We start from the raw sequence: 25,236 nt of genomic DNA on the forward strand, positions 1-25,236 counted from the left end.
ACACGCGGTCGATTCGCATTCGCGCAACGTTTTCACTGCGGGCTGCCGCGGTTTGACCCTGCGCCGGTGCCGGGGCGATCTGCCCCAAAAAAAACGCCCGCGCGGGGCGGGCGTACAAAGCGCACGGCGGGTACAGCGTTACTTGCCGAACGTGTCGAGTGCGAGATTGAGCTTCAGCACGTTGACGCGTGCTTCGCCGAACACGCCCCACTGCTTGCCTTGCGTGTGGGCGGCAACCAGCACTTCGACCTGCGGGAGCGACAGGCCGCGGGCGCGTGCGACGCGGCCGATTTGATAGGCGGCGGCGTCAACGCTGATCTCGGGGTCGAGGCCGCTGGCCGATGCGGTGACGAGGTCGACCGGTACCGGCGCCTTGTTGTCGGGATCGGCCGCCTTCAGCGCGGCGACGCGTGCCTTGACCGCGTCGGCGAGCGCCGGGTTGGTCGGGCCGAGGTTGCTGCCGCTCGATGCGCCACCGTTGTACGGCATCGGCCCGGTGGCGGAGGGGCGGCCCCAGAAATACTTCGGCTCGGTAAAGTTCTGGCCGATCAGCCCGGAGCCGACGGCGCGGCCGTCGCTGACGATCACGCTGCCGTTGGCCTGATTCGGGAACAGCCCTTGGGCGATACCGGTGACGGCGGCGGGGTAGAGCACGCCGGTCAGCGCGGTGAGCAGCGCGAAGATCGTCAGCGCCGGGCGGAGTTGGGAAGAGATGTTCATGGTGTTTCTCCGTTAGGCCAGATGCAGCGCAACCAGCAGCAGGTCGATCAGCTTGATGCCGACGAAGGGCACGATCAGGCCGCCGAGGCCGTAGATCAGCATGTTGTTGCGCAGCAGCTGCGCCGCCGACTGCGCGCGGTACTTGACGCCCTTGAGCGCCAGCGGGATCAGGAAGACGATGATGATCGCGTTGAAGATCACCGCCGACAGGATCGCCGAGGCTGGGCTGTGCAGACCCATCACGTTGAGTGCACCCAGTTGCGGGTAGGTGGTGGCGAACGCCGCCGGGATGATGGCGAAATACTTGGCGATGTCGTTGGCGACCGAGAACGTCGTCAGCGAACCGCGCGTCATCAGCATCTGCTTGCCGATCTCGACGATCTCGATCAGCTTGGTCGGATTGCTGTCGAGGTCGACCATATTGCCGGCCTCTTTCGCGGCCTGCGTGCCGGTGTTCATCGCCACGGCCACGTCGGCCTGTGCCAGCGCCGGGGCGTCGTTGGTGCCGTCGCCGGTCATCGCCACCAGCCGGCCCTCGGCCTGGTGGTCGCGGATCAGCTTGAGCTTGTCTTCCGGTCTGGCCTGCGCGAGGAAGTCGTCGACGCCGGCTTCGGCGGCGATCGCCGCGGCGGTCAGCGGGTTGTCGCCGGTGATCATCACCGTCTTGATGCCCATCGCGCGCAGCTCGGCAAAGCGCTCCTTGATGCCGCCCTTGACGATGTCCTTCAGCTCGATCACGCCGAGCACCGCGGTGCCGTCGACGACGACCAGCGGCGTCGCGCCACGGCGCGCGACGTCGTCGGCGGCTTTGGTGACGGCATCCGGGAACAGCCCGCCGATGTCGGCGACGTGCTGGCGCACCGCGTCGAGCGCGCCCTTGCGGATCTGCCGGCCGTCGTAGTCGACGCCGCTCATCCGCGTCTGCGCGGTGAACGGTACGAACACGGCCTGGTGGGCGGCGAGTTCGCGGCCACGCAGCGCGAAACGCTGCTTGGCGAGCACGACGATCGAGCGGCCTTCCGGCGTTTCGTCGGCCAGCGACGCCAGTTGCGCGGCGTCGGCCAGTTGCTGTTCGGTGACGCCCGGTGCGGCGATGAAGCTTGATGCCTGGCGGTTGCCGAGCGTGATGGTGCCGGTCTTGTCGAGCAGCAGCACGTCGACGTCGCCGGCGGCTTCGACCGCGCGGCCCGAGGTGGCGATCACGTTGGCCTGCATCATCCGGCTCATGCCGGCGACGCCGATGGATGACAGCAGTGCGCCGATCGTCGTCGGGATCAGGCACACCAGCAGCGCGATCAGCGCGGTGATCGTGATCGGCGTGCCGGCGCCGGCGACCGAGACGCTGTACTGCGAAAACGGCAGCAGGGTGACGGTGACGACGAGGAAGACGATGGTCAGCGCAACCAGCAGGATGGTCAGCGCGATCTCGTTCGGCGTCTTCTGGCGCTTGGCGCCTTCGACCATGGCGATCATCCGGTCGAGGAAGGCCTCGCCCGGGTTGACCGAGACGCGCACGACGATCCAGTCCGACAGCACGCGGGTGCCGCCGGTCACGGCCGAGAAGTCGCCGCCCGATTCGCGGATCACCGGTGCCGATTCGCCGGTGATCGCCGATTCGTCGACCGAGGCGACGCCGTCGAGCACTTCGCCGTCGGCCGGAATCGTGTCGCCGGCTTCGATCAGAATGTAGTCGCCACGGCGCAAACTCGGGCTGTCGATCAGCTCGTACGCGCCTTTCTTGCCGGCCTTGAGCTTCTTGGCGATGACGTTCTTCTTGGTCGCGCGCAGCGCGGCGGCCTGCGCCTTGCTGCGGCCCTCGGCCAGCGCTTCGGCGAAGTTGGCGAACAGCACGGTGAACCACAGCCATGCCGCGATTGCGCCGATGAAGCCGGCCGATGCCTCGCCGGTGCCGAACAGCGCCTGACCGAACAGCAGGGTGGTCAGGATGCTGCCGACGTAGACGACGAACATCACCGGGTTGCGCCACTGCACCTGCGGCGCGAGTTTCTTGAACGCGTCGACGATCGCCGGCGTCAGCAAGGCCGGGTCGAGCAGCGGCAGCTTGCGGGCACCGCTGCCGGTGCGTTGTTCGGTGCCGACTTCGTCCGGCACTTCGAGTCTTTTGGTCATTTCTCTATTCCCCTGAAGGGTCTCGTTCCGGGCCCGGTCGGGCCCGGAACGAATCAGCCAATCATCTGCAAATGTTCAATAATCGGGCCCAGCGCCAGCCCCGGGATGTAGTTCAGCGCACCGACGAGCAGCACCGCGCCGATCAAGAGCGTGACGAACAGCGGGCCGTGCGTCGGCAGCGTGCCGGCGGTGACGGCAAGCCGCTGCTTGCCGGCGAGCGAACCCGCCATCGCCAGCACCGGGACGATGATCGCGAAGCGGCCGAACCACATCGCCAGACCGAGCATCACGTTGTAGAACGGCGTGTTGGCCGACAGACCGGCGAAGGCCGAACCGTTGTTGTTGGCGGCGCTCGAGAAGGCGTAGAGGATTTCCGAGAAGCCGTGCGCCTGCGGGTTGAGCACGCCCGCCTTGCCGGCGGCAACGCTGACGGCGATCGCCGTGCCGGCGAGCACCAGAACCGGGGTGGCGAGGATGGCGACGGCGGTCATCTTCATCTCGAACGACTCGATCTTCTTGCCGAGGTATTCCGGCGTGCGGCCGACCATCAGCCCGGCGATGAACACCGCGAGGATCGCGTACACCAGCATGCCGTACAGGCCCGAGCCGACACCGCCGAACACCACTTCGCCGAGCTGCATCAGCGCCATCGGCACCATGCCGCCGAGCGGCGTGAACGAGTCGTGCATCGCGTTGACCGCGCCGCACGACGCGGCGGTGGTGATCGTCGCGAACAGGCTCGAGGCGACGATGCCGAAGCGCGTTTCCTTGCCCTCCATATTGATGCTGCTGGCGGCACCGGCGTGCTGCAGCGCCGGGTTGCCGGCCAGCTCGGCCCAGACGGTGACGCCGTAGGCGACGACGAAGAGCACGGTCATCGCTGCGAGCACCGCGAGGCCCTGGCGCGCATCGCCGACCATGCGGCCGAAGGTGAAGCACAGCGCGGCCGGGATCAGGAAGATCGCCAGCATCTGGATGAAGTTGGACAGCGGTGTCGGGTTCTCGAACGGATGCGCCGAGTTGGCGTTGAAGAAGCCGCCACCGTTGGTGCCGAGCATCTTGATCGCTTCCTGCGACGCGACCGGCCCCATCGGCAGCGTCTGCGTCGTTGCGGCGACGTCGGCCATCTGCGGCTTGCCGTCGGCGCCAAGAACCGGCTGGCCGTCGGCGTCGAGCCTGGCGGTCTGGTAGACCGTCGCCTGTACGGTCTGCGTCTCGAGATACGGCTTGAAGTTCTGGATCACGCCCTGGCTGACGAGCGCGAGCGCGATCACGAGCGAGATCGGCACCAGCACGTACAGGGTCACGCGGACCAGATCGGCCCAGACGTTGCCGATGACATCGGCGCTCTTTCTGGCAAAGCCGCGGATCAGCGCGATCACCACGGCGATGCCGGTCGCGGCCGACAGGAAGTTCTGCACCGACAGACCGAGCATCTGGGTCAGATAGCTCATCGTCGATTCGCCGCCGTAGCCCTGCCAGTTGGTGTTGGCGACGAAGGAGATCGCGGTGTTGAACGACGAATCCGGGCTGATCGTACCAAAGCCCTGCGGATTGAGCGGCAGCACCCCCTGCAGGCGCTGCAGCGCGTACAGCGCGACAAGGCCGATCAGGTTGAACAGCACGAGGCCGATCGCGTACGACTTCCAGCCGCTTTCCTGCCTGGGGTCGATGCCGGCGATCTTGTAGAACAGCCGCTCGACCGGCGCGAGCAGCCGGGTCGGACCGGCATGCTCGCCACGGACGATGCGGACGAGGTAGCCCGAAAGTGGCCAGGCCAGAACCAGCAGCACCGCAAGATAAAGCGCGAGCTGCAATACAGCATTGGTGTTCATGTCAGAAACGCTCCGGATTGAAAAGGGCGTAGACGAGGTAGCCGAGCAGGGCAACGGCCGCCCCGCCGGCCAGCAGCGCGATCAGGTTCATGGCGCCCTCCGGGTGACGTGACACAGCTGTATCAATAGAAAGATCAAGCCGGCGATCAGGCCGGTGAGCGCGAGGTAAGCAAGGTCCATGGCTTTCTCCCTGGGTGGTGTGTCAGGCGTCTGTCGCGGCTTTGGCCGGCGGGCACCTGTTCACCGCGAACTTTAGGGAGAGCGGCGTAAAGACCCCGGTAAAAGGCGGGGGGCGGATATAAAAATTGCGTAAAAGCCGGGTTGCTGTGTCTTGCGCTTCGCCTTCCGTGCAGACGCGAGCGAATGGTGACGGAGAGCCGCATCCCGCGCGGTTCCGCCGCGAATGCCTCAACCGCGGCACACCGTGGCGCTATGTGCACTCAGCCTTGGGGAAGCCGAATGTGTTGGGGGGCGGGTCTTGTCGGGCGGGGCAGTTCCGGCCACGATCACAGCAGCATTGTCGTGGAGATCACGGCTCGGCTGTCAGGCGCCAAGTGGGCGCTGGCTGTCGAGGAGGTCATGGCCCGATCCGCGCAAACGACACACCCCGCCAGCGGCGGGGTGATCGTCAGTGCAGGTCTGTGACCTCAGTCTTCGCGGTCGTTGCCCTGGCCGGCGACGACCGAGCGGGCCAGCCGCAGGCCGGTGGCCGAGGTCGATTCAGCCGGGTTGCCGGCGTAGCGGTCGGTAATGTGCATGTCCTGACCGTTGTCCCAGCTCGCGCCGCGCATTACGCGCCCGGGGGCGTCGCCGGTGCCGACCGGGTTGGTCTGCGCCTGCGTGGTGTAGGCGCGCTCCTTGTCGCCGGTCCATTCCCACGCGCTGCCCGACATGTCGTACAACCCGAGCGAATTGGCGACGAAGCTGCCCACCGGCGCCTGCCGCGCGTAGCCGTCGGTTACCGCCCACGGCACCAGCCACGACGGCAGCGGCTCGCCGAACAGGTCTTCGAAATACTGCTTGAAACTGTTGTCGGCGATGTTCGCCGCCGGCTTGCCGTTGACCAGCGGTGCGCCGTTGCCCCAGGCGTTGACGATGTCCTGGCCGCGATCGCGTGCCGCGTACTCCCACTCGGCCTCGGTCGGCAGCCGGTAGCCGATGACCTTGGCGACATCGAGCGTCGGCTGGCCGGCGGCGTCGAGCAGGTCGCCGGTGACGTCGTCGTAGGCCCTGGGCCAGCCCTTCTGCTGGTTGAGCCAGTTGACATATTTGACCGCCGCCCACCATGTGACGTTGACGGCGGGGTTTTCGCCACGCCCCATGTCGACGCCACCCATGTCGGCCGAACTGAGCGGCGCCTGACCGGTGGCGCGGGTGTAGCGGTCGAACTGGCGGTAGGTGACTTCGGTGGCGCTGAGCCAGTACGGCGACAGCGTCACCGTGTGTACCGGATACTCGTTCGGATAATTGACCGGACCGGCAATCGTTGCACCCATGACGAAGCTGCCGCCCGGCACCCGGACGAACTGCCGGCCGTTGACGCCGGTGCCGAGCGCCCGCCAGACCGGGCTGCCCGCGCCCGGCGCATCGCCCCGCGTCCACCAGCGGGCCTGATACAGCTCGCCGCCCTGCGCCGCCAGTTCGCCGCCGGCGTAGGCGCGTTCGGCCTGCCAGGCGCCGGCCGTGTCCTCGGCCGGTGCGGCCAGCCACGCGATCGCGCCGGGGCCGGGGGTGTCGCCGCGGGTCCACCACCTGGCCTGCCATTCCCGGCCCTGATGCGTCACCACGTCGCCCTGAAGGTAGATGCCGCCGGGTTGCCATGCGGCCGCGAAGGCGCCGTGCATGCCGGCGGCAAGCAGCGCGCCGAGCAGCAGCCGTTGCAGCCGGATGCCGGGCAGGGGCGGCGTGTCCGCGTGGCGGATCTCGGCGTGGCGATCGTTTGCATGCTGTTTCATTACTATTGTCTCCTGTCCTTGGTGTCTTTCTGTCGGAATCATGACGTTGTCATGTGTTGGCAAGTTGCCAGTGCAGGACGAAGGACTCAAGTTCCGGCAGGCCGGCGAGGGATCGGCACAACAGCTTCATCAACTGGGGCTGATGCAGGGGGAGCAAGAACCGGAGTGCGGCGCAGCCGGCCCGGGCGCAGCATGGCGCCATGATCCCGACAAGGAGCCGATCATGAAGCCGACCCAAACCGCCGCGCGCGCCCTGGCCACGCAGTCCGATCCGCGCTGGGCCGCCGTGCTCGGGCGCGACCGCAACGCAACGTTCTATTACTCGGTCGCGACGACCGGGGTGTACTGCAAGCCGTCGTGCGGCGCACGCCCCAGACCCGAGAACGTGGCCTTTCACGCCAGTTGCGATGCCGCCGAAGCCGCCGGATTCCGGCCGTGCAAGCGCTGCCGGCCGCGAAGCCGGCCGGAAGTGCTGCGCCATGCCATCGGCGAATCGCCGCTGGGCGCGGTGCTGCTGGCGCAAAGCGCACAGGGCGTGTGCGCGGTGCTGATCGGCGACGAGCCGGCGCCGTTGCTCGACGATCTACGGCGGCGTTTTCCAACTGCCCGGATCGAAGCCGGCGACGAAACGACGGTGGCGGCGCTCGCGCAGGTGCTGGCGCAGGTCAGCCAGCCGCAGCGCGCCGTTGCCTTGCCGCTCGACGCGCGCGGCACGGCATTCCAGCAGACGGTGTGGCAGGCGCTGCGGCAGATTCCGCCCGGCGAAACGCGCAGCTATGCCGAGCTGGCCCGGGCGATCGGTGCGCCGGCATCGGTCCGCGCGGTGGCCGGTGCGTGCGCCGCCAATCCGCTGGCCGTCGTGGTGCCGTGCCACCGGGTGCTGCGCAGCGACGGCGGGCTGTCGGGCTACCGCTGGGGTGTGGCGCGCAAGCGGGCGCTGCTGGCGGCAGAAGCGGGCAGGACGGAGGCGAGGACATGAATGCGCCGCTGTCGGCCGGGCCGCAACTGCAGGGCATCGACTGGGACCGGGTCGGCGCCGACCTCGATGCGCAAGGCTGGGCGATGCTGCCCGGCCTGCTGTCGCCGGCCGACTGCATGGCGCTGGCCGGCCTGTACGCCGGCGACGCGGGATTTCGCAGCCGCATCGTCATGGAACGGCACGGTTTCGGCCGCGGCGAGTACAAGTACTTCGCCTACCCGCTGCCCGAACCGGTGGCCGGACTGCGTGCCGCGCTGTACCCGCAGCTGGCACCGGTCGCCAACCGCTGGAACGCCGCGATGGGGCTGGACGTTCGCTACCCGGCCGACCATGTGGACTTCATCGCCCGTTGCCACAAGGCCGGCCAGTGCAGGCCGACGCCGCTGTTGCTGCAGTACGGCGCCGGCGACTACAACTGCCTGCATCAGGATCTGTACGGCGAGCACGTGTTTCCGCTGCAACTGGCGATCCTGCTGTCCGAGCCGGGGCGGGATTTCGACGGCGGCGAGTTCGTGCTGACCGAGCAGCGGCCGCGGATGCAGTCGCGCGCCGAGGTCGTGCCGCTGCGGCAGGGCGATGCGGTGGTGTTCGCCGTCAACCAGCGCCCGGTGCAGGGTACGCGCGGCGTCTACCGCGTTGCCATGCGTCATGGCGTCAGCCGGGTCCGCGCCGGGACGCGGCATACTGTCGGCATCATCTTCCACGATGCCCAATGACGCGCCCGACGAGCCATCCGCGATGACCGCCGATCTGTTTGCTGATCTGTTTGACGAGGCCCCGCCCGACTGGCGCGAAGACCTTGCGCCGGGTGCCGTGGTGCTGCGCGGCTTTGCGCTGCCCGTAGTGCCGGCGCTGCTGGCCGGCATCGAAGCGGTCACCGCCAGCGCACCGTTCCGGCATCTGCTCACGCCGGGCGGGCAGACCATGTCGGTGGCGATGAGCAACACCGGCTCGCTCGGCTGGGTCAGCGACCGGCGCGGCTACCGCTACGATGCGATCGACCCGCAAACCGGCCGGCCATGGCCGGCGATGCCGGCGGCGTTCGCGCAACTGGCGCTGGACGCCGCGCGCGAAGCCGGTTTCGACGGCTTCACCCCCCAGGCCTGCCTGATCAACCGCTACGCGATCGGCGCCCGCCTGAGCCTGCATCAGGACAAGGACGAACTCGACTACGACCACCCGATCGTTTCGGTGTCACTGGGCCTGCCGGCGGTGTTCCTGTTCGGTGGCTTCGAGCGCAGCGACAAACAGGCGCGGATTCCGATCGCCCATGGCGACGTCGTTGTCTGGGGCGGGCCGTCGCGGCTGCGCTACCACGGCGTGCAGCCGGTCAAGCCGGGGGTGCATCCGCTGCTGGGCGATGTGCGGATCAATCTGACGTTCAGGAAGGTGCGCTGAGCCGTGCTCGTCGCGCAGGCGGCGGGAATGATGCGCTGGCAAAACGGGACGATGGGCGTAGATTGCGGGCAACCCCAGCGTGAAGTGACCGATGACCCCGCATGCCCAGACCATCCGCTTTTTCCGCGAACGCATTCCGTCCTTCGAATGCGAGCCGGGCTGCCACGATTGTTGCGGGCCGGTAACGACGTCGAGCGAGGAAATGGCCCGGCTGCCGCGCAAGACCTCCGCCGAGCGCGACGCGGCGCTGGCCGAACTCAGCTGCCCGCACCTCGGCCCCAGAGGCTGTCAGGTCTACACCGAGCGGCCGATCATCTGCCGGCTGTTCGGCACCACGCCCAGGCTCGCCTGTCCGCGCGGGCGGCGGCCGGAGTCGATGGTCGACCCAAAGGTCGAGCAGCAGGTGTACGACTTCTTTGCCGCGGTGCGGCACGTGCTGGTGTGATCCCGGCCGGTGTATCGACGCGTCCGGAGCGAAGCCGGGGTGCCCGGCCGGGGGAGGGCCGGATTACAGGTACTTCGGTTCCGGCAGCACCTGCTTGTATACAACCCTGCCGTCGGATTTTTCGCTGCGCATCACGAAGTTGCGGGCGCGGCACAAGGGGCAGCGGAACAGCTCGCCCTGGCCTTCGTTCCTGATCTCGACTTCTTCGGGCTGCCACTGCGCCTCGCAGGCTTGGTTCAGACAGGTAAACATGGCGAGACTCCGGTGTACGGTAAAAGTAGCCGCGCAGGGTAGCATGTTGCTGCGGCTCGCGGCCGTTCACCGCCGACCGCAGGGCGATGTGCCAATTGCCAAGGGAGCGGCCCTGCCGGCAGGGTCGAGCGCCTGGCCGGACACCGGGGCGGGCGTCCGGCATGGCTTGATGGATCAAGCCTTGAACGGCACCAGCCGTTTCGCCACTTGGTCGAAACGCCAGTCCGGCAGCACCGGCAGGCCGTCGGTGAAGGGCGGAAAAGCCTCGCCACGGATCAGCGGTGCGAAGTACTCGCGGCCCGCCTCGGTCAGCCGGTAGCCCTCGGCGTCGAGATAATCGCGCGGCAGCGTTTTCTCCCTGTTGGCGACCTCGGAAAGCGGCACCGCGGCGATGTGCCAGCGGTACGGCGTGGCCGTTTCGCGCACGATGGCGGCCATCACGCTCTTTTGGCCTTCGAGCGCGAAGCCGACCGCGGCCTGGCCGACGGCGATCGCCTGTTCGAGATCGGTGGCGGAGGCGATGTGGCGCGACGCGCGCTGCAGGTAGTCGGGCACCGCCCAGTGCACCTTGGCACCGAGTTTCGCCTTGACCAGATTGGCGAGCACCGGCGCGACGCCGCCGAGCTGGGCGTGGCCGAAGGCGTCGGTGGCGCCGCTTTCGGCGAGGAAGCGGCCCTCGCCGTCGCGGATGCCTTCCGACGCGACGACGACGCAGTAGCCGACGCGCTCGACGGTCTGCGATACCGCAGCAATGAAGCGCGCTTCGTCGAAGGCGATCTCGGGCACCAGGATCAGGTGCGGCGGGGTGTCGGCGTTGGCGGCGGCAAGGCCGGCTGCGGCGGCGGTCCAGCCGGCGTGGCGGCCCATCACTTCCATGATGAAGACCTTGGTCGACGTCGGCGCCATCGAGGCGATGTCGAGCCCGGCCTCGCGCACCGAGGTGGCAATGTACTTGGCGACCGAGCCGAAGCCCGGCGAGCAGTCGGTCAGCGGCAGGTCGTTGTCGATGGTCTTGGGCACGTGCACCGCGGTCAGGTCCAGCCCGCGCGATCGCGCCAGTTCGGCGACCTTGAGGCAGGTGTCGGCCGAGTCGCCGCCGCCGTTGTAGAAGAAGTAGCCGATGTCGTGCGCCTCGAACAGCGCGACCAGCCGGTCGAACTCGGCGTCCTTTTTCAGCTTGTGCCGGCACGAGCCGAAGGCGCCGGCCGGGGTGGTCTGCAGCGACGCCAGTTGTGCATCGGTAAGCGTTGCCGCGTCGATCAATGCCTCGTTCAGCGCGCCGAGAATGCCGTTGCGGGCGAGGAACAGCGTGCCGATGCGATCGGGGTGCCGGCGCACGGCGTCGATCACGCCCCAGGCCGAAGCGTTGATGACCGGGGTGACGCCGCCGGACTGGGCGTACAGCGCGTTGCGCGGGCGCGTGGATGCGGGCATGAGGATCTCCATCAGGCAGTTCGCGGTCGGGTCGAATCGCGCACGATCAGTTCGCCCGAGAGGGCGACGACGCGGCGCGACAGCGTGGGTTCGTGGATGCGGTTCATCAGCATGCGCATCGCGGTGTCGCCGATGTCGTACGTCGGCTGGCCGATCACGGTCAGCGCCGGTTCGACGAGCTCGGTCCATGCCTCGTTGTCGATGCCGGCGAGCGCGATGTCGTCGGGAATGCGCAGCCCGCGCTGGCGGATCGCGCGCATTGCGCCGAGCAGCGTCAGGCCGTTGCTGGCGATCAGTGCCTCGGGCGCGTTGCCGGCGGCCAGCCAGTCGCCGACACACTGCTGCGCCGCATCCATGCTCGGCACCAGCCGGCGCGCATCGGGCGTCAGGCCGTGGCGGTGCATCGCGGCAACGTAGCCGTCGTGCCGCGCCTGGCCGGTGGCGCTGGTGTTGCCGAACAGCCCGCCGATGCGGCGGTAGCCGCTGGCGACGAGGTGGTCGACCAGCTTGTCGAGCGCCTCGTGGTTGTTCAGCGCCACGCAGTCGGCGTCGCCCAGCGCACGGTCGATGGTGATCAGTGGAAAGTCGAACGTCGTGCCGGCGATGGCCGCGCCGGCCGACAGCGTCGGCGAGAAGATCACGCCGCCGACCTGTTCCTCCTGCATCAGCCGCAGATACATCGCCTCCTTGGCCGGGTCCTCGTCGCTGTTGCACAGCAGCACGCGGATGCCTTCGCGGTACGCCGCGTCCTCGATCGCGCGGCTGACCGCGGTGAAGAAGGGGTTGCGGATGTCGGCGACGATCAGCCCGATCGTCTGCGACTGCTTCGAGCGCAGCCGCCGCGCCTGCAGGTTGGGCCGGTAGCCGAGCGCCTCGGCCGCGGCGAGCACTTTCTGCCGGGTCTGTTCGTTGACGAGGCCGTTGTCGGCCAGCGCCCGCGATACGGTGGCGAGCGAGAGTCCCGATGCGGCAGCGACGTCCTTGATGCTGGGTTTCATGGCCATGAATCGATAATAAGCTGAAAACGTTTTCTGCAAATCTATCAGTGTCGTGCCGGATTGGCTAGCGCCGGCTGGCTGCATTTCGTCGGTATCCGCTGCGAGACAACGCCTTTCATCGGCTACCCGCACCATTCATGCGCGGAAAAGCGGCGTATTTGCTGGTCTGCAGCCGTTGATGCACCACGATGAAGGTCGCTTCTGGTGCATCAAGGGTGTAACCCGTATTGACGTGACTACTGAAAACGTTTTCAAATTGTTGCGTCATCCGACAGGAGTCTCCGACATGGCATTACTGCTCACCCCGGCGCTGGTGCGACTGAACGCCAGCCCGGCCGACAAGAAGGCGGCGATTGCCGAAGTGGCCGCGCTGCTGGCCGAGGCGGGGTTCATCGACCCGGCCTATGGCGACAGCATGCTGGCGCGCGAGGACCAGGCGAACACCTATCTGAGCCACGGCGTGGCGATTCCGCACGGCATCCCGAAAGACCGGCACCTGGTCAAGCAGACCGGCATCGCCGTGCTGCAGGTGCCGGCCGGCGTGGCGTGGATGGGCGGGGAGAAGGCGCGCTTCATCGTCGGCATCGCCGCACAGAACGACGAACACATCGCCGTGCTGCGCCGGCTGACCCGGCTGCTCGGCGACGAGGCGCGGCTGGAAAAACTGTTCGCGACCGGCGACGTGAACGAGATCGTCGCCGCGCTGGCCGACGAGGCGGCGCCGGCGGTCGCACCCGGCGGCGCACAGGCTCTGGCGCAGGATTTCGCACTGAAGGCCGAGATCGTGCTCGATTACCCGACCGGCCTGCACGCGCGGCCGGCCAGCGGCTGGGTGAACACGGCCAAGCGCTTTTCCTCGCAGATCCGCGTTCGTCACGGCAGCGAGGTCGCCAACGTCAAGAGCATGGTGTCGCTGCTGCAGCTCGGACTCGAGTGCGGCGCCAGGCTGACGATCTCGGCCGAAGGCGACGACGCCGGCGATGCGATCGCCGCGCTGTGCGCGACGATCGCCGAGTTGAGCCATTCCGAAAAGGCCAATGCGCCGGCCGGCGCCGTCGCCAGCCCCGCACGCGTCAATCCGGTTCGGGCGGGTGCCGCCCGCGCCGAGCCGGTCCGGGACGACCCGCTCGCCGCCGGCAGGGCGCTGGAGCTGGCCTTGCGGCGCGTCGAAGGCCGTCTGGCGCGCGATGCCGCCAGCCCGCTGACCGATGCCGTGACGCGCGAAGTGATCGCGCGGCGGCAGGCCTACCTCGGCCACCTGCCGCTGCTGCGCCGGGCATCGGCGCTGCTGCTGTCCGGCCGGCACGTTGCCGACGCGTGGCGCGAAGCGGTCAGCGACACCGTGCAGGCCGTTGCCCCGGCCGGGCAGCCCGATCTGCAGGCGCTGGGCGAGCAGGTGCTGCTGGCGCTGAAGCAGAAGCCGGTGGTGACGGTGACGTGCAACCCGGCGATCGACCTGACCGTGACGCTGTCGGCGCTGCGCGCCGGCGAAGTGAACCTCGCGCTCGATGCCGGCCGCAACGCCGGCGGCAAGGGCATCAATGTGGCCACCTGCCTGGCCGATTACGGCCTTGCGGTGACGGTGACCGGCTTTCTGGGCCGGGACAACGCGCCGGTGTTCGAGCGCCTGTTCGACGACAGGGGGCTGGCCAACCGGATGGTCGGCGTCGACGGCGAGACACGGATCAACATCAAGCTGGTCGACGAGCAGTGCCGGCAGACGACCGACCTGAACCTGCCGTCGTTCAGCGTCGATGCCGATGCGCAGCAGGCGCTGGAACGCGAGCTCGACACGCTGGCCGGCAACGCGTCGTGGGTGGTGCTGTCGGGCAGCCTGCCGATCGGCGTGCCGGCCGGTTTCTACCGTTTCATCACCGCACTGATGCATGCGCAGGGCGTGCGGGTGGCGCTCGACACCAGCGGCGAGGCGCTGCGCGCCAGCCTGTCGGGCACGGCGTCGGCGGCGCTGCCGGATCTCGTCAAGCCGAACCGCCGCGAGCTCGAACAATGGGCCGGCCGCACCCTGCCGACGCTCGCCGATGTCGTCGCCGCCGCGCAAGAACTGCAGCAGCGCGGCATTGCACAGGTGGTCGTGTCGCTCGGCGAGGAGGGCGCGCTGCTGGTCGAGGCCGACGCGGCCCGGCTGGCCGTGCCGCCGACGCTGGCCGCCGGCAGTACCGTCGGCGCCGGCGACGCACTGGTCGCCGGCCTGATCGCCGCACAGCTCGAAGGCCGGCACGGCGACGACGTCCTGCGGCGCGCGGTCGCCTGCGCCAGCGCCAAGCTGGCCGTCGTCGGCCCGGCGCTGCCGGCGCAGGCCGACATCGACGCGATTGCCGCGCGGGTAACGATCCGCCGCATCGACCTTCAATCCAGCCGTGCGCCCGCCGCACACGCCGCCGAGGAGTGAACACCATGTCCCAGAACATTGTTGCCGTGGTCGCCAGCCGCGACGGCCTGACCCAGCCGCTGATGGCCGCCGAGGCGCTGGCAAGCGCCGCCGGCGGATTGAAACTGGCGCTGCGCATCGAGATCCGCAACCGCCTTGGCGTGCAGGACGGCCTGAACGGCGACGAGTTGCGCGGTGCGCAAGGCGTGATCATTGCCGCCGATGACGACGTCGATCTGGCGCCGTATCAGGGCAAGCAGATTTACAAGGTCGGCCTGGCCGAAGCGATCAGCCAGCCCGATACGGTGCTCGGGCGGATCGTGCCCGCCGCAGCCACAGCCGCAGCCACAGCCACAGCCGCAGCCGCAGCCGCAGCCGCAGCCGCAGCCGCCGACGTGACGGCGCAGCCGGCCACGAAGGTGCTGAAGATCGTCGCGATCACCTCGTGCCCGACCGGTATCGCGCACACCTTCATGGCGGCCGAAGGCTTGCAGACCGCCGCCGCCAAGCTCGGCCACGAGATCCATGTCGAGACACAGGGCTCGGTCGGCGCGCAGACCCCGATGAGTGCCGCACAGGTTCTCGAGGCCGATCTGGTGATCATTTCCGCCGACGCCCAGGTCGACCTGAGCCGCTTTGCCGGCAAGCGCGTGTTCGAGACCGGCACCAAGGGCGCGATCAACAACGGGGAGAAACTGATCGAGGACGCGATCGCCAGGGCGACGGTGCAGGGCACGGCGAAAGCCGGCCTCGCCGACGAAGCGGCCGAGGCCAAGAAGGCGCGCAACAATTTCAGCGGGCCGTACAAACACCTGATGACCGGGGTGTCGTTCATGCTGCCCTTCGTTGTTGCCGGCGGCCTGCTGATCGCCGTGGCGTTCGCGCTCGGCGGCATCTACGCCTTCGACGACGCGCACAAGGGCACGCTGGCGTGGACGCTGTTCCAGATCGGCGCCAAATCGGCGTTCGCGCTGATGATTCCGGTGCTCTCGGGCTATATCGCCTACTCGATCGCCGACCGGCCCGGCATCACGCCCGGGATGGTCGGCGGCATGCTCGCCGGCGCGATCGGTGCGGGTTTCCTCGGCGGCATCATCGCCGGTTTCCTCGCCGGCTACGTCACCTTGCTGCTCAACCGCCACATCCGGCTGCACCGCAATCTGGAAGGGCTGAAGCCGGTGCTGATCCTGCCGCTGCTGGCGACGCTGATCGTCGGCCTCTTGATGATGTACGTCGTCGGCGAGCCGGTGGCCGTGGTGCTGCACGCGATGGAAAACTGGCTCAAGGGCATGCAGGCCGGCAGCGCGCTGGCGCTCGGCGCGATCATCGGCGCAATGATGGCGTTCGACATGGGCGGGCCGGTCAACAAGGCGGCGTATGCATTCAGCGCCGGGCTGATCGCCAGCCACATCTACACGCCGATGGCCGCGGCGATGGTCGCCGGCATGACGCCGCCGCTGGGCATTGCGCTGGCGTGCTGGCTGTTCAGGAACCGCTTCACCGCGGAAGACCGCGATGCCGGCAAGGCCGCCGCGGTGCTGGGGATCGCGTTCATCACCGAAGGCGCGATCCCGTTCGCCGCGCGCGATCCGCTGCGGGTGATCCCGTCGTGCATGCTCGGTTCGGCCGTCGCCGGGGCGATCTCGCTGTCGGCCGGCGCCGAACTCAAGGTGCCGCACGGCGGCGTGTTCGTGCTGCCGATCCCGAACGCGATCACCCACCTCGGGATGTATCTGGTCGCGCTGGCCGCCGGTACCGTCGTCACCGCGCTGGCGCTGTGGGTGCTGAAAAAGCCGGTCCGGACCGCCGCGGCCTGAACGTCGTGCAATGAAAACGGGGCGCTTCGGCGCCCCGTTCTGCGTCATGACGTGGCCGGAACGGTTACGGGATCGGTGTCGCCGGGACCGGCTGGTCGATGTAGAACAGGCCGTGGAAGGAATTGAAGATCGGCCAGTCGATGTCCATGTAATTGAACGGGCGCGCGTAGATCGACCACGCCCAGTCGGGCACGTTCTTGCGCTGCTTCAGGTCGATGAAGGCCATCGGCAGGCCCGCCGCGCGCCATTCGGCCTCGATCAGCCCGGCACGCGGAGCCGGAATCTCGCTGACCGTACTGTTGTCCATATTGCGCACGGTGCCGGCATGGCCGACGAAGCCGGCGAGATAGGTATCCTTCTGGCCGAAATGCTGGATGACGAAGTCGCCGAGCGTGTAGCCCCAGAACGCACCGGCATGGTAGTTGTGCGCCCACACGACCAGTTTCTTGCCGGCGTAGAACTTGTCGGCGAGCCAGGCGATGTTCTGCGCAGCCTGCTGGTCGCGCGCGGCCCAGAACGGAACATCGCCGTTGTAGATGCTCCACTGTTCGCTGGCAGCGGCACGGATGCTGGCGACCTGCAGGCGCCAGAAGCCCGGCGAGTCGAACATCCGGCCGCTGGCGGCAACGCTGTCGTCGAACTCGGCGAGCAGCACCGGCGTCAGGTCGATCAGCGCCTGCTTGTCCGCATCGCTCGGCGGGCCGTTGAAGTTGTCCACTACAACGGCCTGCGCCGCGCGGACATAGGCCTGCCAGCGCGGATCGGCCAGTGACGGCGACTGCCGTGCGGCAAGGAAGCGCTCGAGATCGGGCAGCAGCCGGTTGATCGATTCGAGCCCGGCGTGCGGCGTGTCGTAGCTGGCGAGGATCAGCGGGCGCTTGCTGGTGCGCTGGCTGTCGACGTACTCGAGCACGCCGCGGCCTTCCTTGGTGCGCGAGTACATGTAGAAGATGCGGCCCGGCGCCTGATCGGCGATCTTGCCGCCGGCCTGTGCGTAGTCCCACAGCGCGGTGCCGTCGACCATGCCGCTTTCGATCAGCAGCACGTCGAAGCCTTTTTTCTTGTGCAGGTACTGGACGATACGGTTCTTCAGCTCGAACACATTGCCTTCGCCGTGACTCTGCTCGCCGATCAGCACGATGCGGGCGTCGCCGATCGCCTTGCCGAAGGCGCCAAGGTCGGCGTAGTCGGGATAGGCGGGGCTGGTGCTGATGATCTGGGTGTTGTTGGCCTCGAGCCACTGGCCCGGCGTCATGCCGGCGCGGGCGCCGGCGTACAGACCCAGGGTCAGCAAGGCCGCATACAAGGCGTGTTGCAGTTTCATGCTCGTTTCCTGTTCGGAATGGAAAAGAGTCGTGATTATTTATTCATCTCAGATTTCTTGTTGCTGATTGTATTTGCCTGAATTGTGATTGTTGTTTGTAAGTGAATCAGGGCCGACCGCCACGTGCGGTCATTCCGCGTACAGCGTCTTGACGATGTCCTCGATCGGCACGTCCTCGATCACCAGATCGTGAATGCCCAAGGTCTCGTCGGCCCAGCGGACGAAAGCGGGCAGGCTGAGCCGGCTGGTGTCGAGTTCGAGCAAGGCACGGTTGTCGCCGATGCGTTCGAGCACGGTGACGCCGGGGTAGGCGAGGTCGCCGGTCGGCGTCCTGCTGGCGATGCGGACGCGCTTGGTCTGGCCGACGCTGCACTGCAGCGCCGCCATGTCGCCGTCGAAGACGACGCTACCGTGGTTGATGACGATCACGCGCCGGGCCAACTGTTCGATGTCGTCGAGATCGTGCGTGGTCAGGATGAAGGTCGTGCCGCGCGCGTTCATCTCGCGGATGAAGCCGCGGATCTTTTCCTTGGCCATCACGTCGAGGCCGATGGTCGGTTCGTCGAGAAAGACGACCTTGGGCTCGTGCAGCATCGCCATGATGAATTCGCACTTCATCCGCTCGCCCAGCGACAATTGCCGCGTCGGTTTGCGGATCTGCTCGCCGACGTCGAGCAGCGTTACCAGCTTCTGCAGCGTGTGCCCGAAACGCACCGGATCGAGCCGGTAGATCGCCTTGTTCATGTGGAAGGCGTCGAGCGGCGGGATGTCCCACATCAGCTGCGACTTCTGGCCGAACACGGCGCCGATGTGCGCAACATAGCGCTTGCGGTCGTGCCACGGCGTCATGCCGAGCACGCTCGCTTCGCCGCCGCTCGGATACAGCACGCCGGTGAGCATTTTCAGCATCGTCGATTTGCCGGCGCCGTTGGGTCCGAGGAAGCCGACGATCTCGCCGGCGCCGATCGCGAACGAAATGCCGCGCACCGCGTCGACCTGCCGGGTCTTGCGCCAGAACACGCTTTTCAGCGTTTCGGCAAAGGTCGATCCGCGCTCGAACGTGGTGTAGGTCTTGCGCAGCGCCCGCACGCTGATGATCGGTTCGACCGCGAGGTCGATCGCCTGTCTGTCCACTTCAACCTCCCGCGCTGGCGTAGCGCGCCAGCATCAAGCGCCACAGGCCGGTCACGGCCAGAACAAAAAACACCGCGCAGGCAACGGCCAGCGGCAGCGCCGGATCGGGCCGGCCCAAAAGCGTGGCGGCCGGCAGGTAGCCGAGCACCGACACCGGAATCACCCAGGTCAGCCAGCCGAGCGCGCTGCGCGTGAAAATGCCGTGCGGATACAGTGCAAACGCCGATACCGCATCGAAGATCTCTTGCAGCCGGCTGTTGCCGATCCAGACGAAGCTCAGGCAGGTCATCAGCAGCGCGAAGCCGAACAGCGTCAGCGCCGCCAGCAGCAGCAACAGCGCAAAGCCGGCCATCGCCGCGCTGCCGCCGATGGCGACGTTCGGCAGCGCGTAGCAGAACAGCACAATGCCGCCGAGCAGCTTGCCGGTGTCTTCGGGCTGGAAGCTGTGGCCGAGCAGCAGCAGCAGGGTCGATCGGGGCTTGAGCAGCAGCAGCTCGAACGTGCCTTCGCGCACCAGCTCGGTCGTGGTCCAGATCATGCCGAAGCAGAATGGAAACGCGATGCCCTTGGCGATCAGGAAGGTCGCCTGCAGCAGCAGTGCCTCGTCGCGCTGCCAGCCGCTGAAGCCGGCGCCGTGCTGGTAGACGAGCAGCGTGGTCAGCGGCACGACCAGATCGGCGAGCAGCATGATGATCATGCTGATGGCGAGGTCGGCGCGGTCGGTCATCCGCGCGGCGAGCGCGCCGCGCAGCAGGCAGGCATAGACGGCGAGGCCATCGCGCAGGCGAGCGATCATGCGCCGGCCGCGCTGAAACGGCGCACGCCCAGCCGCCACAGCAGCTCGGACAGGCCCCACATCAGTGCGGCCATCAGCGCCTGGCAGCCGACGATTTCGGGAATGCTCAGGCTGATCCCCGCCAGCTCGTAGTGGCCGAGCAGCACCTGGACCGGCACATAGGTGATGAACTGGAACGGCAGGAAGAACAGCAGCTGCTGCACCGCGTGCGGGAACAGTGCCAGCGGCAGGAACACGCCGGCGCACACGTCGCGCAGGAAACCGATCAGCCGGCGCACGCCGACGGTGCGCGTGAGCCAGAACGCCAGCGTGCCGACGCAGTAGTTGACGAGGAACATGATGAGGAAACCGAGCGCCAGCGAGAGCACAAACCAGCCGGTGCTGGCCGGCACGAGCCGGATCGAAAACACCAGCCACAGGATCAGCCAGATCGGCAGCGCTTCCATCCAGAAACCCAGGCAGCGGTGGCCGAGCTTTTGCGACAGTGCGAAGCCGCGGTGCGACATCGGCCGCAGCAGCACGGTCAGGAAACGCCCGCTGCGGATCAGCATCTGCAGGTTCCAGTCGGCAAAGTCGAACACCAGGATACCGACGATCAGCATCGCGCCGTAATAGGTCATCAGCGCGTTGCGGTCATAGCCACCGATCGTCCCGCCGTCGGCGAGCAGCGCCTGCCAGATCACCACCTGGACCAGAAAGTACGTCGGGCCGATGAACAGCGAAATCAGCATGTGCGAGCGGTACGCCGCCCATTCCTGATAGGTTGCGTAGGCGATGGCGCGGGTGCTGCGCCATGCGGCCGGCAGCCGGTTCAACGCAGCCCCGACCAGATGATGCCGCGCGGCGCGATCACCGCTTCCTGCGACCAGCCCGGGTTGTTCGGCACCATGTAGGCGACGACCAGCCCCTCGCTCGGGTCGATATACAGCGCGCTGTGGCCGTAGCCTTCGTGCGCGTAGCTGCCGGGGCTGACCAGACCGTAGTTGCTGTGGGTCTGCACGCCCAGGCCGTGCTCGAGCGACTTGTACCTGGCACCCCAGTAGTACGACTCGGTGTTCGGCGGCAGCCAGTTGCGCGTCATCGCCTCGACCGACTTGCGGGAGAGGATGCGTGCGCCGTCGAGTTCGCCCATGTTCAGCATGGCCTGGCCGAGCCGGAACAGGTCGGCCAGCGTCGAGTACATGCCGCCGGCGGCTTGCGGAATCCCGTGCAGCGGCGCGCGCCGTTGCAGCTGTTCGAGCTGGAAATCGTTGGTCACGCAGACGTCGTCGAGGCGCGATTCGGCAACGAAAAAGCACGAGTCCTTCATCCCGAGCGGCTTGAGGATGCGGTCTTCGACGTAGGCTTCGAACGTCTGCCCCGCAACGCGCGCGACGATTTCGCCGAGGATCACGTAGCCGATCGAGCTGTAGCTGCTGCGGGTGGCCGGCTCGTACTCGGTCGGCCCGGCCAGCGCCGCGGTGATCCAGTTGTCCTTGACGCGGCCGGCGAACCACTCGTGCGGATACGGTTCGCCGTAGAAATTCGCCTCGGCCTGCAAGCCCGAACAGTGGGTCAGCAGGTGCCAGACCTGGATCTGGTTGTGCCTGGGATTCTGTATCTCGGGAATGTGCGTACAGGCGAACGTCTCGAGGCAGAGCCGGCCCTGTTCGACCAGTTGCATCACCGCAATCGCGGTGACCATCTTGGTGATCGAGTACACCTTGCGGATCGAGTCGGGCAGGAAATCGCCGTGTGCCGGCGTTTCGCGCAACTGCCCGAGCGAGCGGTGCGCGAACACCTTGCCGTGCCGCGCCAGCAGGTAGGACGCGGCCTGGATCGTCCCGGCCTGCAGCAGCCGGCGGAAGTGGCCGTCGAGTTCGTCGAGCTTGGCCGGATCGAAACCGGCGTCGCGCGGGCTGGTCTGGGTCGGGCCGAGGTGCAGCGGGTATTCGGCGGGCATGCGGTGATCTCCTGATGTTTTGCTGTCGGCTTTTATATTGAAAAGCTTACTTGAATATTTGATTCAATGGTGTATGCATTGCCTTTGTCAGCCAGCGCCGGGCCGTTTTTACGCCGTTTTTATGCCGCATCCGTGCATCTTTGCGCGCTTTTGACGCGCGGCTCCCTAAAGTGGCGACGTGTCCATCACCAAGAGCGACGCCATGCAGCCTGTAGCCATCTGCCGCCACGACGCGGCGCAAGGTCCCGGTCACCTGATCGATTTCTTCGATGCGCATGCGATCCCGTGGCGGCTGTTCGCCGTCGACGCCGGCGAGACGCCGCCGACCCGCGCCGGCGACTACAGCGGCGTGGTCATCCTCGGCTCGCCGGCCAGTGTCAACGACGGGCTGAGCTGGATGCGCCGCGAAGAAGCCCTGCTGCGCGATGCGCTGCGGCTCGAGCGGCCGATACTCGGTCACTGCTTCGGCGGCCAGCTGCTCGCCAAGACGCTCGGCGCCCGCGTGCGCCGCAACAGCGTGCCGCACATCGGCTGGGGCAGGGTGCTGGTGACGCGCTTTGACGAAGCCGCCGAGTGGTTCGGCGCCCGGCGCGAGCTTGAGCTGTTCCACTGGCATTTCGACACCTTCGAGATCCCGCGCGGCGCCAAGCGCGTGCTGTTCGGCAGCTACTGCATGAACAAGGGTTTCGCGATCGGCCCGCATCTGGGGCTGCAGTCGCACCTCGAAGTCACCGCCGACAGCGTGCGGCTGTGGTGCCGCAACGACGGTGACGAAATCCGCCGCAACGTCTCGGCGTCGGTGCAGTCCGAAGCCGAGATACTGACGAATCTCGACGCCCGCGTGACCGCGCTGCACCGGTTGGCGGACCGCGTCTACGGCCGCTGGGCGCAGCACCTGCCCGGCTGGCACCGCATCGTCGTCCCGGTCCGGCCGCATACCCGGCCGCGTGGCGGCGAAAGCTGGGGCGAGCGGCTGATGCATGCCTGAGAACAGGCTCTGACACCGGCCGAGCATAGAATGAACCCATTTCACCGCAGTCCCGACCACCACTGATGCCGACCGACCAACGCCCCGACCCAGACCAACTGCTGGCCGAACTCAAGGCCGACGAGGCGCGCGCGCAGCGCGGCCACCTGAAAATCTTCTTCGGCGCCAATGCCGGCGTCGGCAAGACCTACGCGATGCTCTCGCAGGCACGCGCGCAGGCGGAGCAGGGCATCGACGTCGTCGCCGGCCTGATCGAGACGCACGGCCGGCGCGAAACCCAGGCGCTGCTCGACGGCCTGCCGGTGCTGCCGCGCCGCGCCATTCCGTACCAGGGCCGCACGCTGTCCGAGTTCGACCTCGATGCGGCGCTTGCGCGCGCGCCGGCCCTGCTGCTCGTCGACGAACTCGCGCACAGCAACGTTCCCGGCAGCCGCCACCCGAAGCGCTGGCAGGACATCGACGAGCTGCTCGCCGCCGGCATCGACGTCTACACGACGGTCAACGTCCAGCACCTCGAAAGCCTCAACGACGTCGTCGGCCAGCTGACCGGCGTGCGCGTGCGCGAGACGGTGCCCGACCATGTGTTCGACGCCGCCGACGATGTCGTGCTCGTCGACCTGCCGCCCGACGAACTGCTCGGCCGGCTCGCCGAGGGCAAGGTCTATCTGGCCGAGGCGGCGAGCCGGGCGCGCGAGCATTTCTTCCGCAAGTCCAACCTGATCGCGCTGCGCGAACTGGCCTTGCGCCGCACCGCCGAGCGCGTCGACGCCGAGCGCCAGAACAGCGGTACGCCGACGTCGGAAGGGCGGGTCATGGTCGTGCTGCCGCGCTGCGCCCAGCCCGACAAGCTGGTGCGGCTGGCCGCTAGGCTGGCCGGACGCCTGAAGACCGAGTGGTTTGCGGTGCTGGTCGAGTCGCCGGCACTGGCGCGCGACACGGCGATGCGCGCCCGGCTGTTCGCGGCGCTGAAGTTTGCCGAGTCGCTTGGCGCCGAGACAGCCACGCTGGCCGGACGCGAAGTCGCCGATGCGGTCGCCGCCTATGCGCGCGAGCACGACGTCGGCACGGTCATCATCGGCGAGCGGCCGCGGCGCTGGCGGCCGGGGCTGGCGGCCAGGCTGCTGGCCAGCGCGCCGGGCCTGGCCGTGCAGGAGATCCGTGTCGATGCACCCGCACGCAGCGCCGGGAGCGGGCTGAACATCGGCCAGCGCCAGCGCGGGCTGATCGCTGCGCTCGCCGGTTGCGCGGTCACCTCGGCGCTGATGATGCCGCTGTCGAAAATGATCGCGCTGCCGAACGTGGTGATGCTCTACCTCGTCTCGGTGCTGCTGGTGTCGGTCCGCTTCGGCCGCACCGCCGGCGCGACCTCGGCGCTGCTCAGCGTCGCCGCTTTCGATTTCTTCTTCGTCCCGCCGACGTGGTCGTTCAGCGTTTCGGATACCCAGTACCTGCTGACTTTCGCGGTGATGCTCGGCGTGGCGCTGACCATCAGCCAGCTCTCGGCGCGGCTGCGCTTCCAGGCCGATGCGGCGATGCGGCGCGAGCGCCGTACCGCTGCGCTGCACGAGCTGTCGCAGGCACTGTCGGCGGCGCTGACGCACGAGCAGGTCGTCGAAATCGCGCTGGCGCAGCTTGCGCCGCGGGTCGACGCCGACGTCGGGCTGGCGCTGCCGAGCCGCGTGGAGCGACTCTCGCACGTCGGCGGCGGCCCGGTCGACCTTGCCGTTGCCGACTGGGTGTTCCGGCACGGCCAGCCGGCCGGGCGCGGTACCGGCACGCTGCCGGCGTCGCCGGCGTACTACCTGCCGCTGGCGGCGCCGGTGCGGGTGCGCGGCGTGCTGGCGCTGACACCGCGCGGCGACTGGCAGCCGGGGCCCGAGAACGAGCGCTTCCTGTCGACGTGCGCGGCGCAGATCGCGCTGGCGCTTGAGCGCGTGCACTTCGTCGAGGTCGCGCAGGAGGCGCTGGTGTCGATGCAGGGCGAGCAGCTGCGCAACAACCTGCTGTCGACGATCTCGCACGACCTGCGCACGCCGCTGACGGTGCTGCACGGGCTGGCGAGCGCACTGGCTGCGCAGCCGCTCGACGCGACCTCGCACTCGCTCGCCGGCCAGCTGGTCGACGAGACCGGACGGATGAACGAGCTCGTCGCCAACCTGCTCGACATGGCCCGGCTGCAGTCGGGCGAAGTCCGGCTGCGGCGCGACTGGCAGTCGATCGAGGAGGTCGTCGGCGGCACGGTGCGCGCGATGGGCGGCCGCCTGGGCGCGCATGCGCTGAAGCTCGAGCTGGCCGCCGACCTGCCGCTGGTCGAGTTCGACGCGGTGCTGATCGAGCGCGTGCTCGTCAACCTGCTCGACAACGCCGCCAAGTACACGCCGGCCGGCAGCACGATCACGCTGGCCGCCCGGGTCGAGCCGGGCAGCCTGCTGCTGACGGTTGCCGATGACGGGCCGGGGCTGCCGGCCGGGCAGGAGGAAACGCTGTTCGCCAAGTTCAGCCGCGGCAGCGCCGAGGGCAATATCGGCGGCGTCGGCCTCGGGCTGGCGCTGTGCCGCGCCATCGTCCATGCCCACGGTGGTACCATCGCCGCGGCCAATGACGGCGGTGCCGTCTTCACCGTCCGCCTGCCGCGCCGGCCGCCGCCGCCGCCGCCGGCAAGCGACATGCCGCCGGAAGCCACCTGATGCCGCCCGGATC

At 68.1% G+C, this 25,236-nt stretch carries 22 protein-coding genes; 8 read left to right on the forward strand and 14 right to left on the reverse strand.

The features are described 5' to 3' along the window. Window positions 1-138 precede the first annotated feature (138 nt). From kdpC to BJP62_RS16680, 5 genes are all read right to left on the reverse strand, one after another. A complete protein-coding gene (gene kdpC / locus BJP62_RS16655; protein WP_070531538.1) occupies window positions 139-720 on the reverse strand; it encodes a potassium-transporting ATPase subunit KdpC in 582 nt (193 codons plus the stop codon). Between the two features lie 12 nt (window positions 721-732). Next, complete coding sequence (gene kdpB / locus BJP62_RS16660) at window positions 733-2,850, reverse strand: potassium-transporting ATPase subunit KdpB (RefSeq protein ID WP_083300981.1); 2,118 nt, start codon at window positions 2,848-2,850, stop codon at window positions 733-735. Window positions 2,851-2,903: 53 nt separating this feature from the next. Further along, the gene (gene kdpA / locus BJP62_RS16665) at window positions 2,904-4,685 is read right to left on the reverse strand and encodes a potassium-transporting ATPase subunit KdpA (RefSeq protein ID WP_070531541.1); all 1,782 of its coding nucleotides are present in this window, start codon (window positions 4,683-4,685) and stop codon (window positions 2,904-2,906) included. 1 nt (window position 4,686) lies between these two features. Beyond that, window positions 4,687-4,776 carry a K(+)-transporting ATPase subunit F gene (gene kdpF / locus BJP62_RS16670; protein WP_070531544.1) on the reverse strand — a complete coding sequence of 30 codons (90 nt, stop codon included), beginning with the start codon at window positions 4,774-4,776 and terminating at the stop codon, window positions 4,687-4,689. Between the two features lie 556 nt (window positions 4,777-5,332). Beyond that, complete coding sequence (locus BJP62_RS16680) at window positions 5,333-6,640, reverse strand: SUMF1/EgtB/PvdO family nonheme iron enzyme (protein ID WP_070531549.1); 1,308 nt, start codon at window positions 6,638-6,640, stop codon at window positions 5,333-5,335. A gap of 223 nt (window positions 6,641-6,863) precedes the next feature. Here BJP62_RS16680 and BJP62_RS16685 point away from each other — a divergent pair, with 223 nt between their 5' ends. The 4 genes from BJP62_RS16685 to BJP62_RS16700 all read left to right on the forward strand — a co-directional run bounded on the left by BJP62_RS16685 (window position 6,864) and on the right by BJP62_RS16700 (window position 9,462). Then, window positions 6,864-7,619 (forward strand): methylated-DNA--[protein]-cysteine S-methyltransferase, encoded by a 756-nt coding sequence (locus BJP62_RS16685; protein WP_070531551.1) that lies wholly within the window; start codon window positions 6,864-6,866, stop codon window positions 7,617-7,619. After that, window positions 7,616-8,335: a 2OG-Fe(II) oxygenase gene (locus BJP62_RS16690; protein ID WP_070531553.1), complete on the forward strand. Its 720-nt coding sequence runs from the start codon at window positions 7,616-7,618 to the stop codon at window positions 8,333-8,335. Before BJP62_RS16685 ends, BJP62_RS16690 begins: the two co-directional genes overlap by 4 nt. Before the next feature lie 22 nt (window positions 8,336-8,357). After that, entirely contained in the window at window positions 8,358-9,017 is a 660-nt protein-coding gene (alkB, locus tag BJP62_RS16695) for a DNA oxidative demethylase AlkB (protein WP_070532890.1), read from the forward strand. Between the two features lie 91 nt (window positions 9,018-9,108). Then, window positions 9,109-9,462 (forward strand): YkgJ family cysteine cluster protein, encoded by a 354-nt coding sequence (locus BJP62_RS16700; RefSeq protein WP_070531557.1) that lies wholly within the window; start codon window positions 9,109-9,111, stop codon window positions 9,460-9,462. A 63-nt stretch (window positions 9,463-9,525) separates the two neighbouring features. Here BJP62_RS16700 and BJP62_RS16705 read toward each other — a convergent pair whose 3' ends face one another. From BJP62_RS16705 to BJP62_RS18750, 4 genes are all read right to left on the reverse strand, one after another. Further along, window positions 9,526-9,714, reverse strand: coding sequence for a hypothetical protein (locus BJP62_RS16705; protein ID WP_070531561.1), 189 nt, complete (start codon window positions 9,712-9,714; stop codon window positions 9,526-9,528). Window positions 9,715-9,888: 174 nt separating this feature from the next. Then, complete coding sequence (locus BJP62_RS16710; protein WP_070532893.1) at window positions 9,889-11,148, reverse strand: 6-phosphofructokinase; 1,260 nt, start codon at window positions 11,146-11,148, stop codon at window positions 9,889-9,891. Window positions 11,149-11,159: 11 nt separating this feature from the next. Further along, window positions 11,160-12,152, reverse strand: coding sequence for a LacI family DNA-binding transcriptional regulator (locus tag BJP62_RS16715; RefSeq protein ID WP_236943622.1), 993 nt, complete (start codon window positions 12,150-12,152; stop codon window positions 11,160-11,162). Window positions 12,153-12,261: 109 nt separating this feature from the next. Beyond that, window positions 12,262-12,414, reverse strand: a complete 153-nt coding sequence (locus tag BJP62_RS18750; RefSeq protein WP_168163848.1) for a hypothetical protein — start codon at window positions 12,412-12,414, stop codon at window positions 12,262-12,264. Between the two features lie 18 nt (window positions 12,415-12,432). Here BJP62_RS18750 and pfkB point away from each other — a divergent pair, with 18 nt between their 5' ends. Then, window positions 12,433-14,556 carry a 1-phosphofructokinase gene (pfkB, locus tag BJP62_RS18175; RefSeq protein ID WP_168163849.1) on the forward strand — a complete coding sequence of 708 codons (2,124 nt, stop codon included), beginning with the start codon at window positions 12,433-12,435 and terminating at the stop codon, window positions 14,554-14,556. A gap of 5 nt (window positions 14,557-14,561) precedes the next feature. Continuing rightward, window positions 14,562-16,352, forward strand: coding sequence for a fructose-specific PTS transporter subunit EIIC (locus BJP62_RS16725; RefSeq protein ID WP_070531564.1), 1,791 nt, complete (start codon window positions 14,562-14,564; stop codon window positions 16,350-16,352). Between the two features lie 64 nt (window positions 16,353-16,416). Here BJP62_RS16725 and BJP62_RS16730 read toward each other — a convergent pair whose 3' ends face one another. The 5 genes from BJP62_RS16730 to BJP62_RS16750 all read right to left on the reverse strand — a co-directional run bounded on the left by BJP62_RS16730 (window position 16,417) and on the right by BJP62_RS16750 (window position 21,548). Beyond that, complete coding sequence (locus tag BJP62_RS16730; RefSeq protein WP_070531567.1) at window positions 16,417-17,676, reverse strand: erythromycin esterase family protein; 1,260 nt, start codon at window positions 17,674-17,676, stop codon at window positions 16,417-16,419. A gap of 129 nt (window positions 17,677-17,805) precedes the next feature. Next, a complete protein-coding gene (locus BJP62_RS16735) occupies window positions 17,806-18,810 on the reverse strand; it encodes an ATP-binding cassette domain-containing protein (protein ID WP_205700922.1) in 1,005 nt (334 codons plus the stop codon). 1 nt (window position 18,811) lies between these two features. Then, entirely contained in the window at window positions 18,812-19,606 is a 795-nt protein-coding gene (locus BJP62_RS16740) for an ABC transporter permease (RefSeq protein ID WP_070531569.1), read from the reverse strand. Beyond that, entirely contained in the window at window positions 19,603-20,421 is an 819-nt protein-coding gene (locus tag BJP62_RS16745; RefSeq protein ID WP_205700923.1) for an ABC-2 family transporter protein, read from the reverse strand. Before BJP62_RS16745 ends, BJP62_RS16740 begins: the two co-directional genes overlap by 4 nt. After that, a complete protein-coding gene (locus BJP62_RS16750) occupies window positions 20,418-21,548 on the reverse strand; it encodes a serine hydrolase (protein WP_070531572.1) in 1,131 nt (376 codons plus the stop codon). The genes BJP62_RS16745 and BJP62_RS16750 overlap by 4 nt, the downstream gene beginning before the upstream one ends. Window positions 21,549-21,726: 178 nt before the next feature. Between BJP62_RS16750 and BJP62_RS16755 the strand changes: the two genes are divergently transcribed. Continuing rightward, entirely contained in the window at window positions 21,727-22,536 is an 810-nt protein-coding gene (locus BJP62_RS16755; RefSeq protein ID WP_083300985.1) for a type 1 glutamine amidotransferase, read from the forward strand. 65 nt (window positions 22,537-22,601) lie between these two features. After that, complete coding sequence (locus BJP62_RS16760; RefSeq protein ID WP_070531575.1) at window positions 22,602-25,223, forward strand: sensor histidine kinase KdpD; 2,622 nt, start codon at window positions 22,602-22,604, stop codon at window positions 25,221-25,223. The last annotated feature ends 13 nt before the right edge of the window (window positions 25,224-25,236 follow it).

This window comes from Jeongeupia sp. USM3 (genome assembly GCF_001808185.1).
Lineage (GTDB): Bacteria > Pseudomonadota > Gammaproteobacteria > Burkholderiales > Chitinibacteraceae > Jeongeupia.

Excerpts from the sequence above, each read along its gene's own strand:
- alkB (WP_070532890.1), top strand. The coding sequence starts at position 8,358 with ATGACCGCCGATCTGTTTGCTGATCTGTTTGACGAGGCCCCGCCCGAC.
- kdpF (WP_070531544.1), bottom strand. The coding sequence starts at position 4,776 with ATGAACCTGATCGCGCTGCTGGCCGGCGGGGCGGCCGTTGCCCTGCTC.
- BJP62_RS16700 (WP_070531557.1), top strand. The coding sequence starts at position 9,109 with ATGACCCCGCATGCCCAGACCATCCGCTTTTTCCGCGAACGCATTCCG.
- BJP62_RS16730 (WP_070531567.1), bottom strand. The coding sequence starts at position 17,676 with ATGAAACTGCAACACGCCTTGTATGCGGCCTTGCTGACCCTGGGTCTG.
- pfkB (WP_168163849.1), top strand. The coding sequence starts at position 12,433 with ATGGCATTACTGCTCACCCCGGCGCTGGTGCGACTGAACGCCAGCCCG.
- BJP62_RS16740 (WP_070531569.1), bottom strand. The coding sequence starts at position 19,606 with ATGATCGCTCGCCTGCGCGATGGCCTCGCCGTCTATGCCTGCCTGCTG.
- BJP62_RS16760 (WP_070531575.1), top strand. The coding sequence starts at position 22,602 with ATGCCGACCGACCAACGCCCCGACCCAGACCAACTGCTGGCCGAACTC.
- kdpB (WP_083300981.1), bottom strand. The coding sequence starts at position 2,850 with ATGACCAAAAGACTCGAAGTGCCGGACGAAGTCGGCACCGAACAACGC.
- BJP62_RS16750 (WP_070531572.1), bottom strand. The coding sequence starts at position 21,548 with ATGCCCGCCGAATACCCGCTGCACCTCGGCCCGACCCAGACCAGCCCG.
- BJP62_RS16705 (WP_070531561.1), bottom strand. The coding sequence starts at position 9,714 with ATGTTTACCTGTCTGAACCAAGCCTGCGAGGCGCAGTGGCAGCCCGAA.
- BJP62_RS18750 (WP_168163848.1), bottom strand. The coding sequence starts at position 12,414 with ATGACGCAACAATTTGAAAACGTTTTCAGTAGTCACGTCAATACGGGT.
- BJP62_RS16690 (WP_070531553.1), top strand. The coding sequence starts at position 7,616 with ATGAATGCGCCGCTGTCGGCCGGGCCGCAACTGCAGGGCATCGACTGG.
- kdpA (WP_070531541.1), bottom strand. The coding sequence starts at position 4,685 with ATGAACACCAATGCTGTATTGCAGCTCGCGCTTTATCTTGCGGTGCTG.
- BJP62_RS16680 (WP_070531549.1), bottom strand. The coding sequence starts at position 6,640 with ATGAAACAGCATGCAAACGATCGCCACGCCGAGATCCGCCACGCGGAC.
- BJP62_RS16715 (WP_236943622.1), bottom strand. The coding sequence starts at position 12,152 with ATGGCCATGAAACCCAGCATCAAGGACGTCGCTGCCGCATCGGGACTC.
- BJP62_RS16710 (WP_070532893.1), bottom strand. The coding sequence starts at position 11,148 with ATGCCCGCATCCACGCGCCCGCGCAACGCGCTGTACGCCCAGTCCGGC.
- BJP62_RS16685 (WP_070531551.1), top strand. The coding sequence starts at position 6,864 with ATGAAGCCGACCCAAACCGCCGCGCGCGCCCTGGCCACGCAGTCCGAT.
- BJP62_RS16725 (WP_070531564.1), top strand. The coding sequence starts at position 14,562 with ATGTCCCAGAACATTGTTGCCGTGGTCGCCAGCCGCGACGGCCTGACC.
- kdpC (WP_070531538.1), bottom strand. The coding sequence starts at position 720 with ATGAACATCTCTTCCCAACTCCGCCCGGCGCTGACGATCTTCGCGCTG.